Here is a 13,834-nt window from a genome sequence, read left to right on the forward strand (position 1 = left end):
AAGAAGATATAAATATATATAATTCAATGAATAATTCAATTGAAAAAACTCAGTAGTAACATTTAAAGAGATAGGATTTTAGTGAATATTTTAATAGCAAATGATGATGGTGTTTTTGCTCCTGGGCTTCAAGCCTTAGCACAGGCTTTAAAACCTTTAGGGCGTGTTGTTGTGGTTGCACCTGAAAGTGAACGTAGTGGTTATTCCAGTGCTTTAACCTTAGATCGTCCATTACGCCCGATTCCGATTGCAGAAGATGTTTGGGCTGTTAATGGAACTCCAGCAGACTGTGTTTATTTATCGATGAATGGGTTGTTCGATTTTGAGTTTGATCTTGTCGTCAGTGGCATTAATAGTGGCGCAAACTTGGGTGATGATGTTTTATACTCTGGAACAGTCGGCGCTGCTTTTGAAGGTCGTTTAATGAAGCATCCTGCATTGGCTGTATCATTAGCTGGATCAAATGTACGTTCTTATGAACACCCACAAGATTATGCACGCGCGGCTCAATGGGTACATGATTTTATTGCTAAAGGTTTGCCAATTTTACCACCACGTCATATTTTCAATATTAATATTCCAGATGTTGAGCAGATTCAAGGTGCGCAAGTGACTTATCAAGGACGCCGTGCGCAGTCTAAACCGATTAGTAGTCATGTTGATCCAAGAGGTCGCCAAGTTTATTGGATAGGTTTAGCAGGAGAAGCTGTTACTGAACCTCAAACTGTATCGAGTCATATCCAATCTGATTTCTTTGCAGTTGCAAATGGTTATGTCAGTATCACTCCAATTCAAATGGATGCTACAAATTACGATGTACTTGATAATTTGCATGATCATGTAAATGGTTAACAGGTGCTATGTTATAACTTTGTGAATATACAATGTGAGAGCTCTTTTTTTCTCACTTTTTTGGTACTCTTAGGCGCAAATAAAATAAGGTTTTTTCGATGAGGGCGAAGATGCACTTGAACAATGTCTCGATTTTTCTATCACAGAAGATGATTAAAACAGTTGTATTATCTATGGCGGTAGCAACAGCGGCAATTGTGACGGGTTGTGCATCAAAACCACAGATTAATGGTGGTACACGTTATGTACAAGCACCAAATTATTATACTGTGCGTTCTGGTGACACGCTTAGTGCAATCGCCAATCGTTATGGTTTGAATTATTTAGATATTGCTGCTTTAAATGATATTGCTGCGCCATATCGTATTTATGTCAATCAATCGCTTCGTTTAAAAGGATCGGTTGCACAACGTACTACATCGACTCAAGCAGTGGCTCAGACGACACCAATTCAACGTCAAACGATTAATTTACCGCAGCAACAACAAGTTATAACTAAAACTCAGCCTGTTGTACCTAAAGCTGTCGTACCAACCGTACCAGTCAATCCTTCATCAACGCTAGCTTCAAATTTACGTTGGGTGAAACCAACCAATGGAACCATTATTCAAAGCTTCAATTTAGCTAGTAATGTTAAAGGCACACGATACGGTGGTAATGAGGGTGATCCAATTTTTGCTGCTGCAAATGGACAAGTGGTTTATGCCGCTGATGGCTTGAAAGAGTATGGTAATTTGGTGTTAATTAAGCATGTTGATGGATACATCTCAGCTTATGCTCATAACAGCAAAATGCTAGTAAAAAGTGGTGATAATGTCACTGCTGGGCAGAAGATTGCAGAAATGGGATCAACAGGTGCTTCACGTGTAATGCTAGAGTTCCAAGTTCGCTTAGATGGTAAGCCTGTTAACCCGACAACAGTATTGCCTAATTAAATGAAGCAATTAACACTCTTTCAATAAATTATTAATAATCGCTAGTTTAAGGGTAGACTTCCCTGTATACTTATTAAGATTGCTTTAACTACAACAATAAGCACATTTTAATAAATTAAGAGGGAAGTCTATGTTAGACCAATTGCGTGCAATGGGGGTTTTTGCCTGCGTTGTAGAAAAAAGTTCTTTTAGCGGTGCAGCAAGAGATCTTGGGATTACAACGAGTGCAGTTAGCCAACAAATACGTTCTTTAGAACATGAAATGGATGTCACATTACTTCATCGTTCAACTAGAAAACTCAGTCTTACAGAAGCTGGACAGGCTTTTTTCTTGAGTTGCCAAGAAATGTTGGCAGCAGCAGAACGCGGTAAAATCCGAATTAATGAATTAAGAGATGATCTTGTCGGTGATCTGCGTATTGCAACGACACCAGAGTTAGGTGCTTTGCATGTTATTCCTGCACTTTCACATTGGATGTCTGCACATAAAGGTTTAGCCATTCATTTTGAGGCAGATCACCGTTATATCGATTTGATTGAGGAACGTATTGATATTGCGATACGTATGAGCTTACGTGTAGATGATCATCAATTAACTGCGGTTCCTTTGGCTCGTGTAGATCAAGTGTTGGTTGCTTCACCAAGCTATATAAACCAATCAACACCAATCACGCGTCCTGAAGATTTACGCCACCATGAGCTTCTTCCTATAACATTAATGCAAAACTATCAACATTTCGCTTTCCGTAATGGTTTGAGTGGGGAAGTCGTAAATGTAGATATGAAGACACGTTTAGGAACTAATAATGTATTTGTTGCTAAATCGCTCTGTCAGCAAGGACATGGTTTAGCACGTATTTTATATATGGACATTCAGAAAGAGTTGATGAATGGCACTTTGGTTGAAGTTTTACCAGATTGGCATTTACCGCATTATACGCTACATGCTTTGACCTCGAAGCGTGAACAATACCCAATGAAAGTTCATCGTTGTATCGATGCACTTAAACAATATTTTGGGCAGCTTCCAGGTGGACGTTCTTTACAAGGCGTAGCCTAATCAAAAAAGCCATGTTCAATCTAGAACATGGCTTTTTTTTTTACTTCAACTTCTTTTTAAGTTTTGGCTTCATTGTTTTCGCTTCAACGGTATTGTCTTCAGACACTTTATTATTCGTTTCAGAGGTTTTCTTTACTTTTTTGCGCTTCTTCTTTTTCTTGGATTCATCATCCTCGACAGCTTCACCATCTTCAATTGCTTGCCAATACTCTAATTGCTGCATAACGGCAGCATAAATTGAGTTTTTACTATAGCGACCCTTTTTATCAAGAGTACCTACTGGGCGAGCCATTAAAATTTCTAAGGCTTGATCAATCGTATCAATCGCATGAACGTGAAATTGTCCTGTCTCTACGGCTTCAATCACGTCTTGGCGTAGCATTAAATGCTGCATGTTTTGACGAGGAATAATGACACCTTGTTTGCCTGTTAAGCCTTGCAGCTTACAAGCATCATAAAATCCTTCAATTTTCGCATTAACACCACCAATCGGTTGTACTTGACCTAACTGATTCATCGAACCCGTGATAGCCCAAGATTGATCAATTGGAATTTGGCAAATTGCAGAAATTAGAGCTGAAAGCTCCGCAACAGTCGCACTATCCCCATCAACTTGTCCATAACTCTGTTCAAAGGCTAAAGCAGCAGAGAAGTGTAGAATTTGCTCACGTCCAAAGTGTGCTTTTAGGAAGCTAGACATGAGTAAGACACCTTTTGCATGCAAAGAACCACCAAGTTCAACGCTACGCTCAATATCTAAGATATCTCCACCACCTTGATAAACAGATGCAGTAAGACGAGAAGGTAAGCCGAACTCAACATCTGCATAATGGATCACGGATAGGGCGTTAATTTGACCTAAGCGATGTCCAGAGGTTTCGATCAGTTGTGTTCCACGAGACAAGTCTTGCCAGTAGAGTTCACGTAAATATCCCAATCGGTATTGACGATGATGTAAAGCTTGATTGACATGATGATCAGTCACGAGCTTATCATCTGCTTTAAACGCATGATGATGCGCTTCACGGATCAAATCTCCTAATGTGGACGCATGTAATGAGAGAGAGCTTTGATCTTCTGCTTGGCGGCTAGAGTCGGTCAGTAGGGCTGCGAGTGCAGAGCGATCAAAAGGTAATAATTTGTCGGCTTGAACATAGTCGGCAATGAGCTGTACATAAGCTTGTTCATTACTGTCATTACGTTGTAATGTGTCAGTAAAGTCAGCGCGAATTTTAAATACACTGCCAAGCTCAGGTTCGACCTCTAAAATTTCATAATAAATTTCAGGCTCTGCTAGTAATACAACTTTAATATCTAAAGGAACAGATGCGGGTTCAATTGAAATGCTTCCTGTTAAGGTGAGCATGTGTTCTAAAGATGAAAGTTTAAGTTGTCCTGATTTCAGTGCTCTTTTTAGACCTTGCCAAGCATAAGGCTGTTCAAGTAGCTGTTCGGCTTCTAAAATTAAGAATCCACCATTGGCTTGATGAAGTGAGCCAGGTCGAATTAAAGTAAAGTCAGTGGTAATGGTGCCATTGTGCGTGAGTTGTTCTACATGTCCTAATAAGTTGTAGTGCGTTGGAAAATCTTCAAAAATGACAGGTGCGCCACTATTTGGTTTGTTGGAAACGATAACATTGGCTTGATATCTTGATGGCACACGATTAAAAAGTGCTGGTGTGAAGTCATCTTCTTCTTGTTCCAAGATGAGCTCAACATTATCAATAATATCATCTGCATATTGCTTTAAATATTGATCTAAGCCTTTAACATCTTTATTTTTATTTAATAACAGTTCAATGCGTGGCATCACCACTTGAGTTGCAATATCACGATTTAATATTGAAACTTTATCTCTGGCATCATCTTCTAAATCACCTAAATGCAAACCAAGACGTTCTAGTTTCTTTTCCATATAACGCATGTTTGAGGTAATTTCTGCGCGTTGCTTGGTATTTAAGCTATCTAAATCATTCTGTGTCATTTCATGATATTCATTATCTTGAAGATACATTGGAATGAAGACATGTTTGTCATTACGAGAAATCAGTTTTAAATCGAGCTCTTCACCTTCTTTGGTCAATTCGATTAATGCTTGTTGCTGTACATCACCCGTGTCTTGGCGAATGCGTTCAATGCGGTTGTGATAGGTTTCAGCACTAAAACGACGCTCAAGTTGTTTTAGAATAATTTGCCATGACTGTTGTAAAGCTGCTTGAAACTTTACGCCTTGACCTGCTGGAAAGCGTAATGCAAGAGGTTGTCTTGGATTTTTAAAATTATTGACGTAGACCCAATCATTAGGCGTTTGCATGGTTTTCGCATGCTGTTGAAGTAAACGCTTAATCATTGTGCGTTTACCAAGCCCCGCTGTACCTACAGCAAATATATTATAACCAGAATAAGGTAATGAAATTCCCGCCTCAACTGATGCGCGTGCACGATCTTGTCCTAGAAAATTATTGAGTGGCTTGATTCGTTTGGTAGAGCTAGGAATTTTGGCGAAATCTGGCATATGCGTAAGTTGATCTGCTTTTAAAGCTGTTTTGGTTAATGTTGGTTGTATATCCGTCTGTTCGAAAGCGCTTGGAAAGGTATTGATATTTGCTGTAATCGTGTTTGCTGGTGTTAATGAAAGGGTTGTTGCAGTCATTTGATCGAGCTTTTGGGTCACTATTGATATCCAACAAATAAAACGAAAGTTAAGTAATTAAAGGTATACAGTTTTAGGTCTAAAGATCAAGCGAACTTGTGTTTTTTATCGACGAAATAGCAAGACTTTAGCAATATTTGATTTGCTTGAGTTTTTATAGATTGAAACATGTGATGAATAACGCTCAATAGTTGCATAAAGCAACTTGCAAGCAATCTCAAGAAACGATTGAATATGCACATTCAAGTAAGTTCGTGGAAAATAATAACCAATGACTACACAAGCCTCTAGTTGGGCATCTGCATTTAAAGCATTTTTAGATCGACGTGCTCTGATCATGTTGTTTCTTGGTTTCTCTGCGGGGATACCAATTTTATTGATTTTTTCTAGTTTATCTTTGTGGCTAGGTGAGGCAGGGATTGATAAAAGTGCTGTCACATTTTTTAGTTGGGCAGCGTTGGGATACTCATTTAAATTTGTTTGGGCACCTTTAATTGATGAATTACCTGTTCCTTTTTTAACGAAGAGTTTAGGTCGCCGTCGTGCTTGGTTGTTAATTGCTCAGTGTTTAATCATTTGTGCAATTTGTATCATGGCATTTTCTGATCCTTCACTAGGGCAAAGCTATCTTGTACAAATGGCAGTCGGAGCAGTTTTATTGGGCTTTTCCGCGGCGACACAAGATATTGTTATCGATGCTTATCGTATCGAGCTTGCTGAAAGCGAAATGCAAACGGTTTTAGCCTCAACATATAATGCTGGTTATCGGATCGGGATGATTGTTGCGGGTGCAGGTGCTCTATTCTTAGCAGCTTATTTAGGAACTGCGAAGGGTAACTATATTTATGACGCTTGGAAATATACGTATTTAGCGATGGCGGCTGTGATGGCGGTAGGTATTATCACGACCTTATCTATTCGTGAACCCCAAGTAAATCGCACCTACAAGCATTATAAAACCACAGATTATTATCGTCTGGTTTTTGTCTTTTTTGTTGCTGTTTCAACTTTTGTCGTGAGTTATATCTATTCGGGTAATTTAACTGAAGCGATTACTCAATCTGCTCAAATTAAAGATACCGCTGCTTTATTTGGTCTTGAAGCATTACGCTTTTTAACCGCCACAGCCTTTGCCTTATTGATAGGTTTTGCTTTGGTGAAAATGGGTGTTGTGAATCAACAAATGGCGAAAGAAACTTGGGTCGCGCCAATTCTTGATTTCTTCAAACGATATGGGCTTAAACTCGCATTAGTGCTGTTGTTATTGATTGGGTTTTTCCGTATCTCTGACATTATCGCAGGGGTAATTTCGAATGTGTTCTATCAGGATTTAAACTTTACTAAAGAGCAGATTGCTGAAGCAGTTAAAATTTATGGTGTTTTATTTAGTTTGGTCGGCGGTTTCTTAGGTGGATTGTTAGCGCAACGTATGAACATTATGAAATTAATGTTTGTAGGTGCAGTATTGGCAAGCTCAACGAATTTAATTTTTATTGGTTTAGTGAAGTCAGGAAAACCATTGGATCAAGTTGAAGTGCAGGTTGGTGATCGGCACTACCAAGTTGAAACTGATGAGGTCGGATATTGGAAACTTTCAATACCTAATGAAGTTCTATCCAAACAAAACACTGTGAACGTAAGCGCTCAGTATCAAAATCAGGCAGACTCAAAAGTGGCTTTGTCTATTCCTTATCTAGTAAGTTCTCAAAAAGCTCAGATTCAATTATTGCCGATCAGTGGCGATGATCAACTTACTCCTAACGAGTTAAAGCAAAGTTTAGTCATTAAAGGTCAGTTGGCAGATATAAAGATTGATGAGTTGAACTCAGAGCGTCCAGTTGTTTTAACATTGGATGGTCAGGAGTTTGTCGCTAAAGTTGATAAAAATGCGGTGTTTACTGGCGTTATTGATGGTAAGCTTTTACAAGCATCGCCAACGAAAACAATTACTGCATTGGCAAATTTAAAAAATAACGCTGAACATGCATTATTGGCAACCCGACAATATCGTATTGATACAGCGAGCCATGCCGAAATGGCTTTAGATGTGGACATTGAACCTATTGCAGTGATCGATCCAGCACAACAGGGTGCAGTTGAGCTTTCTGGTAAAGTGATTAAGAGCTATAGTTCTTTATGGCTATATTTCGCTATCATTATAGATAACTTGGCTTCAGGATTGGCAGGTGCGGCATTTATTGCCTTTTTATCTAGCTTAACCAGTGTGTCATTTACTGCAGTTCAATACGCTATTTTTAGCTCCTTAATGACTTTAACTCCTAAATTATTAGGTGGGTACTCAGGTACGATTGTCAGTAATATTGGTTATCCGAATTTCTTTTTAATGACTACTTTAATTGGTATTCCAATTTTAGTATTAGTGGTTTGGGTCGCAAAACTGTTACGCGATCATGAAAATCAAACAACACAACAGACAGGTGAATAACGATGCGCATGTTACATACGATGCTACGAGTAGGTAATTTAGAACAATCTTTAATGTTCTACACTGAGGTGCTTGGTATGAAATTGCTACGCCAACGTGATTATGAAGAAGGGCGTTTTACCTTGGCTTTTGTTGGTTATGGTGATGAAGAAAATAATACGGTACTTGAGCTAACGCATAACTGGGATACATCTAGTTATGAGCTTGGAAATGCTTATGGTCATATTGCGATTGGCGTAAATGATGCTTATCAAGCATGTGAAGACATTAAGGCACGTGGTGGTAAAGTTGTGCGTGAAGCAGGACCAATGAAAGGAGGCGTGACTGTTATTGCTTTTGTTGAAGACCCTGATGGTTATAAAATTGAGTTGATTCAACAAGATCAAGACGCGCGTAATAATTAATCTTTGATCTATTTAGTCTAGGGTTTCTAAACCGAAGCCCTAGCTTTATTTATTTAGCCCAGTATGATGTTTGAGCGAATGGTCAACAATATCATATTGGGCTTTGTTTTTAGTGAATAGATAGGGATAGGTTATGTTGAAGCTATTGGGAGTGGATCGCTTTACAATATTGTTAATTTCCATGGTAGTACTGGCGACGTTTTTGCCAGTTTCAGGTCAAGCCGCGCATTTTTTTAATATTTTAACGACAGTTGCGATTGCCGTACTTTTTTTTCTTCATGGAGCAAAGCTGTCGCGGGAAGCTGTGGTTGAAGGTATGTTGCATTGGAAAATGCATGCTTTAGTGTTTGGATTTACTTTTCTGATTTTCCCTGCAATTGGTCTTTTGTCGAAACCAATCTTAGAACCACTGTTAGGACAGCCACTTTATTGGGGTTTCCTATTTATGTGTTTCCTACCATCAACAGTTCAGTCATCGATCGCATTTACTTCAATTGCAAAGGGCAATGTTGCTGGTGCAGTGTGTAGTGCATCTTTTTCAAATATTATTGGTATGTTCATTACACCAATTTTAGTAAGCTATTTTATTTTAGGACAGAGTCAACATGGCTTTGATCCAACCAAATCAATTATTCAAATTACATTGTTATTATTGGTCCCTTTTGTTTTAGGACAATTGTTACGTCCATTTGTTTTTCCATATATGGTGAAACGTCCGAGTTTGGTCAAAGCATTCGATCAAGGCTCTATCTTGATGGTGGTTTATGGTGCTTTTAGTAGTGCGGTTGTTGCAGGGTTATGGCATCAGGTGAGTGGTATAACTTTATTATATCTGACACTTGCTTGCTCAGTATTGCTGACCATTGTTATGTTACTTGCTCTATATTTACCAAAGTGGTTGGGCTTTAATCAAGCTGATCAAGTCACAATTTTCTTTTGTAGCTCAAAGAAAACACTGGCAAGTGGTGTGCCGATGGCACAAATTTTATTTATTGGACAGCCTTTGGGAATGATCGTATTACCAATTATGATTTTTCACCAAATCCAGTTAATGGTATGTGGCATCATTGCCAATCGTTGGGCAAAATCAAAGCAAGATTAATTCGCTAAATTAAATTACTTGGCGTATAATAATCGCCACTTGTTGGCTTTGCTCTGACCTTTATGAGTCTCGGTGAGTCAAAAGAAATGGTCTGTTGTGGTATTGATCTGCGAGTTTAAATACTCTGCTTTCCTCATTTTGAGAGTGATCAATTGCGATAACAGCTTAAGCCTTTCTTACTAAATTAGGAGCATCGACCATGCGCGCCGATATTCATCCAAAATATACAACATTAGTTGCAACTTGTTCATGCGGTAACGTGATTGAAACTAAATCAGCTTTAGGTAAAGAAACTCTTTATCTTGACGTATGTTCAGCTTGCCACCCATTCTATACTGGTAAACAAAAGAATGTGGACACTGGTGGTCGTATCGACAAATTCAAACAACGTTTTTCTGGTATGTCACGTTCTATCAAACGTTAATACTAAAAACGCAAAAAAAACGGGCTTTATGCCCGTTTTTTTGTCTCAAAATAAATGTATTGAACTAGATGTATTTTAATATTTGCACTTAGTATTGATCAGTGCAAATATTAAAAATACACAAGACCTTACTGGTCTTGTACATCTGTTAATCGATCTAATTTCTTTTGGAAGTAATTGCCTTGTAGGTATCTTGCTTCTACATTCCAAGCATTTGCGAATAAATTCATATCATTCAAATCTATGAGTAATATTTCTACAGATTTCATGCCAATGAAATGAAGAATTTTCTCCTGTAGTACAGCAATATCTTTCTCGGAACTTAGCATTTTTGCTAATTTATGATTGAAACGTAAATATTGCGTATCTATTTGTTGAAGAATTGAGTCGCTATAAAGTGAATCACCAAAATTTCGAATCGAAATTTCTGCGCCATGCTGACGCAGTAAAGCAATTTGAGGCTGTGCTTGTGATAAATTTTGTTGTAACGCTTGCTCAGAAAATTGTAAAACTAAAGGATGAGCTTGTTTACTACCTATAATCGTCAGTAATTTAGCCGTTAATTCAGGAAGCTTTTTATCATTCAATAAGATGTGATGGTTTAGATTTACAATTAATTTAGCCTTTGGATATTGGGTAATAAAGTTATGCAACTGTTTAGAAGCTTCCACTAATATCCAACGATCTAATTGAACTGATAGTTCAGTATCGTCTTTTAACTCATCAATACTATTCAAATCTTGCCACTGATTATTATGAATAAACCCACCGGTAACTTCATACGTATGGGTATTTTGATCTTGTTTATCATAGAGCTGTTGATATTTAATATGGATATCGCCCGCATCTAATTTCAATTTTAGTTCTTGTAATATACTTAACTGTGCAGATGTCGGAACATGCTCTGTCGTTAAACTAATATCTGCGTCAATTTTTGGACTATTAATTTCAGGTAGAGCTGAAGCAAATGCTTTTGTGAGGATCTGCTCAAAGATAGTCTCATCTGAAATTTGCTGTGATAGCTCGTAATGACCTAATTTAAGCTGGAGTGGGAAAGTATAATTTGCCGTGACTAAAAGCTGTGGTTTTTGTAAAGCATTAAGGCTAATTAATAGTGAGTTTAAAACGATTTTAGATTCTGCTTGAACCAAAGCAATAAACAGAGCTGTATCAATTTGATAAACAGGGACACTGAGTTGTTCTTTGATAAAAGTTGGAATATTTGCAAAATATGCTTTTGTTGCGCGCCAATCAGATTGAAACACTTCATTTGGACAACTCTTGAGGCTAAACAAAACTAAAGCATTTGAATTGGCAGGATGATTTGTTAAATGGCGATTGATTTGTTGGAGCACAGAATTAATGTTAGATACTTTATCAACTGCAATAGATGGTTGCGCGCTGTTAGCTGAGCTTTGAGATAATGATTCACATTCAATATTGAGCTGAACTTCATCATCATTACCAGAAGGTAAGAACTCTAAATGTAGGGGATTATTTTTTACACTAAGGTTTTGTGTACATAATTCAAATCGAGCTTGCTCAAATTGCCCTTGGGATATCTTTTTAAAACGGACTTTAAACTGAGCTAAATCTTCAGGTTGTAAAACATCTAAAATTGGCAACCCAATTAAATCATCTTCACTACTGAATCCAAATAAATTGGCATATTCAGTATTGGCATTCATGTGAATACCTTCTTGCAGAATCGCGACCGCTTTATGGCTTTCTGCAACTAATGATTGTGCTTGTGTTTGTGCAGCCTCTAATTCATCGAGTAAACGATGCTCTGCTTGAACAAGTCGGCTAAAAGATAGCGCACGAATAATACTAATATAAAATCTTTCAGGCGCTTTAAGATTTAAAACATCGTAAATGCCTTTATGAATATAGTTCTGAAATTGGTCGGAACTATAATCCTCAGGTTCAAGCAGCAAAATAGGAAGACTCGGCTGATGAGAAACTTGAATTAAAGATAAAGTTTGTTCTACTTTTAAATCATAAGCTCGACCAAAAATAACAATATCCCAAGTCAAATTGAGCTGTTTTTCAAACGCTTTTAGATCATCTAATAATGTTGCTTGAACTTGATGATCTTGCTGATTAAATATTTGTAAAATTTGATTATAACGTAATTGGTTATCATCAATAATAAGTAAACGTGTTTCGGTACGCTTTAACTTTTTAGAGAGTAAAGAATTTCTCACTTCAATGCTTCCCATAAATCTTGATCATTTGTATCCATATTTTTTTGTGCCATAAACTTATTTAGAACAGGCTGTTCTTCTTCGTTTAGCAGTTCAAAATCAAATTGAACAAAACTTTGGGTAATTAATTGTGCTGTTAATAAGTACACTTTTACTTCCTCTTTCCCCAATCTTAAATGAACAGCTTGCTGCTCTCGAAAAATTTGTGAACCTGGTAAAATTAAGGTTGTTTTAGTCTCATCCAAATTTTGATTTTTTAATAAAAGGGCAGGATGATAATTACTGATATGACGATCTGCTTGCAAACGCACTGCACAAGGGAAAATATCTTGTGCCAAAACTTCTAAACCGAGTTCTAAACTTTTTTCTGTTGATTGTTTTAACCAACGAATAACACCACCACGCCAATGTCCGTGTGAGGTTTCTTTTACAAGAATATATTCACCTGTTCTTAGGTTTTTAGGTGCATCCCCAGACCACTTGATGCGATATCCATTTACACTAATATCCAGAATGTCTGTTTGATACACAGATTTACTTTCACGACTCAAACGTTGGATGGATGATTCTTGATTGCTAGAATTATCTTTTTTATCCCAAGTTGATAAAAACTTAGACTCACTTTGTAAGCCATAGCCATGTTCTAACATTAATGTTTCAGCGAAATTTTTAGCTTTAGATAAATAAAAGTGTGCAGTCAGTAAGCCGAAACAAATATGTAATTGAGCAGAATATTCATAACGTTCGTGACGACGTTCTGCTGTAGAACCTAAAATTGTTTGCACATGAAATTTCAGTGCAGGGGTTAAATATATTTTTTCATTTTTAGAGATATATTCTGCATTTTTATGGAGTGTCGCAGTAACGTGATCGAGCAGGCTATGCGTACTAATAAAAATGTTAGGATTAAATCCAGAACTTTGTTTTTTATTATAAATCGGTGGATGATCTTTGGTGACATCGACTACATATTTGGTTAAGTCTGTTTCTTTGGTTAAAAGTTGAACCATTTTCGCCCAATCGAAACTACACTGAAATAGGGCTTGAATCTCAGATTGACGAATTTGATTAGTATTAAAAATATCCATTAAAATCAGTTGAGCATATGCTTGGCTGATATTGTTCAAACTCGGTTTACCTGGTGCTTGCTCAATATTGGTGTAATGGTATTTGTGTGTCAATGCAGCATCATATAGCTGATGTGCGATTAACCACTGACCAGCAACAGGCTCGCTATACAACATGTGTTGTTGATAAAGTAATTGAGTGAGTTGCTGTAATGCTTGAAAGGTCGCAAGTGTTCGTGCAGTTTGTAGATTTTTTTTCTGATTTAAAGCGAAAAAAGAAAATTTTTGATGTTCTAGCTGATCATTGCTACGACGTACGATATTGATATAGATCGCCGCAAAGTAGCAGCGTAACAGCATTGCAAGTTCAATGATGTGTTCATTTCGGTCAGAGCTGATCACACCTTGATTAAAGAAATTTTTCTCTAGACTGCCTAAAACATTTTCAATGGTTGGATGTAATGCTTGGATTAAATCAAATCGTAATGTTTCTGAACATTCTAATTCACTCAGTTCGAGCAACGCTGCAAATAAGGCTTTTGATGTATCGCCTAATTGCATAATGGATAGACCTGAGATCCATTCATTTATACTTTTAGTGTTCATCGCGCAAAAACTTAATTTGTCACGTCTTAAAACAGTAGGAATTTGAAAAATATCCGAAAATGCATTATTCATCATTGT

Annotated in this window: 10 protein-coding genes; 7 read left to right on the top strand and 3 right to left on the bottom strand. The window is 37.3% G+C overall.

Annotated features, from left to right (window positions below; all coding sequences use genetic code 11):
• Positions 1-81 precede the first annotated feature (81 nt).
• From surE to F933_RS02300, 3 genes are all read left to right on the top strand, one after another.
• Positions 82-852 carry a 5'/3'-nucleotidase SurE gene (surE, locus tag F933_RS02290; protein ID WP_005053140.1) on the top strand — a complete coding sequence of 257 codons (771 nt, stop codon included), beginning with the start codon at positions 82-84 and terminating at the stop codon, positions 850-852.
• A 110-nt stretch (positions 853-962) separates the two neighbouring features.
• Positions 963-1,787 (top strand): peptidoglycan DD-metalloendopeptidase family protein, encoded by an 825-nt coding sequence (locus F933_RS02295; RefSeq protein ID WP_005058178.1) that lies wholly within the window; start codon positions 963-965, stop codon positions 1,785-1,787.
• 130 nt (positions 1,788-1,917) lie between these two features.
• On the top strand, positions 1,918-2,847 hold the full coding sequence (locus F933_RS02300; protein ID WP_005053142.1) for a LysR family transcriptional regulator: 930 nt from the start codon (positions 1,918-1,920) through the stop codon (positions 2,845-2,847).
• A gap of 40 nt (positions 2,848-2,887) precedes the next feature.
• Here the strand turns inward: F933_RS02300 and F933_RS02305 are convergent, their stop codons facing one another.
• A complete protein-coding gene (locus F933_RS02305; RefSeq protein ID WP_005058179.1) occupies positions 2,888-5,521 on the bottom strand; it encodes a Lon protease family protein in 2,634 nt (877 codons plus the stop codon).
• Positions 5,522-5,771: 250 nt separating this feature from the next.
• Here F933_RS02305 and F933_RS02310 point away from each other — a divergent pair, with 250 nt between their 5' ends.
• The 4 genes from F933_RS02310 (at position 5,772) to rpmE (ending at position 9,876) form a co-directional block, all read left to right on the top strand.
• Positions 5,772-7,946, top strand: a complete 2,175-nt coding sequence (locus tag F933_RS02310; protein ID WP_005058180.1) for an AmpG family muropeptide MFS transporter — start codon at positions 5,772-5,774, stop codon at positions 7,944-7,946.
• A gap of 2 nt (positions 7,947-7,948) precedes the next feature.
• On the top strand, positions 7,949-8,350 hold the full coding sequence (gene gloA, locus F933_RS02315) for a lactoylglutathione lyase (protein WP_005058181.1): 402 nt from the start codon (positions 7,949-7,951) through the stop codon (positions 8,348-8,350).
• Between the two features lie 133 nt (positions 8,351-8,483).
• Positions 8,484-9,452, top strand: coding sequence for a bile acid:sodium symporter family protein (locus F933_RS02320; protein WP_005058182.1), 969 nt, complete (start codon positions 8,484-8,486; stop codon positions 9,450-9,452).
• 199 nt (positions 9,453-9,651) lie between these two features.
• Positions 9,652-9,876 (top strand): 50S ribosomal protein L31, encoded by a 225-nt coding sequence (gene rpmE / locus F933_RS02325; RefSeq protein WP_005053147.1) that lies wholly within the window; start codon positions 9,652-9,654, stop codon positions 9,874-9,876.
• 128 nt (positions 9,877-10,004) lie between these two features.
• Here the strand turns inward: rpmE and F933_RS02330 are convergent, their stop codons facing one another.
• Positions 10,005-12,098 carry an EAL domain-containing protein gene (locus F933_RS02330; protein ID WP_034710332.1) on the bottom strand — a complete coding sequence of 698 codons (2,094 nt, stop codon included), beginning with the start codon at positions 12,096-12,098 and terminating at the stop codon, positions 10,005-10,007.
• Positions 12,080-13,831 (bottom strand): hypothetical protein, encoded by a 1,752-nt coding sequence (locus F933_RS02335; protein WP_005058185.1) that lies wholly within the window; start codon positions 13,829-13,831, stop codon positions 12,080-12,082. The genes F933_RS02330 and F933_RS02335 overlap by 19 nt, the downstream gene beginning before the upstream one ends.
• Between the last annotated feature and the right edge of the window lie 3 nt (positions 13,832-13,834).

This window comes from Acinetobacter beijerinckii CIP 110307, assembly GCF_000369005.1.
GTDB lineage: Bacteria > Pseudomonadota > Gammaproteobacteria > Pseudomonadales > Moraxellaceae > Acinetobacter > Acinetobacter beijerinckii.

Bases quoted from the DNA above. Each gene is read 5' to 3' on its own strand.
- F933_RS02310 (WP_005058180.1), top strand. From the start codon at position 5,772: ATGACTACACAAGCCTCTAGTTGGGCATCTGCATTTAAAGCATTTTTA.
- F933_RS02320 (WP_005058182.1), top strand. From the start codon at position 8,484: ATGTTGAAGCTATTGGGAGTGGATCGCTTTACAATATTGTTAATTTCC.
- F933_RS02335 (WP_005058185.1), bottom strand. From the start codon at position 13,831: ATGATGAATAATGCATTTTCGGATATTTTTCAAATTCCTACTGTTTTA.
- F933_RS02295 (WP_005058178.1), top strand. From the start codon at position 963: ATGCACTTGAACAATGTCTCGATTTTTCTATCACAGAAGATGATTAAA.
- rpmE (WP_005053147.1), top strand. From the start codon at position 9,652: ATGCGCGCCGATATTCATCCAAAATATACAACATTAGTTGCAACTTGT.
- F933_RS02330 (WP_034710332.1), bottom strand. From the start codon at position 12,098: ATGGGAAGCATTGAAGTGAGAAATTCTTTACTCTCTAAAAAGTTAAAG.
- gloA (WP_005058181.1), top strand. From the start codon at position 7,949: ATGCGCATGTTACATACGATGCTACGAGTAGGTAATTTAGAACAATCT.
- F933_RS02300 (WP_005053142.1), top strand. From the start codon at position 1,918: ATGTTAGACCAATTGCGTGCAATGGGGGTTTTTGCCTGCGTTGTAGAA.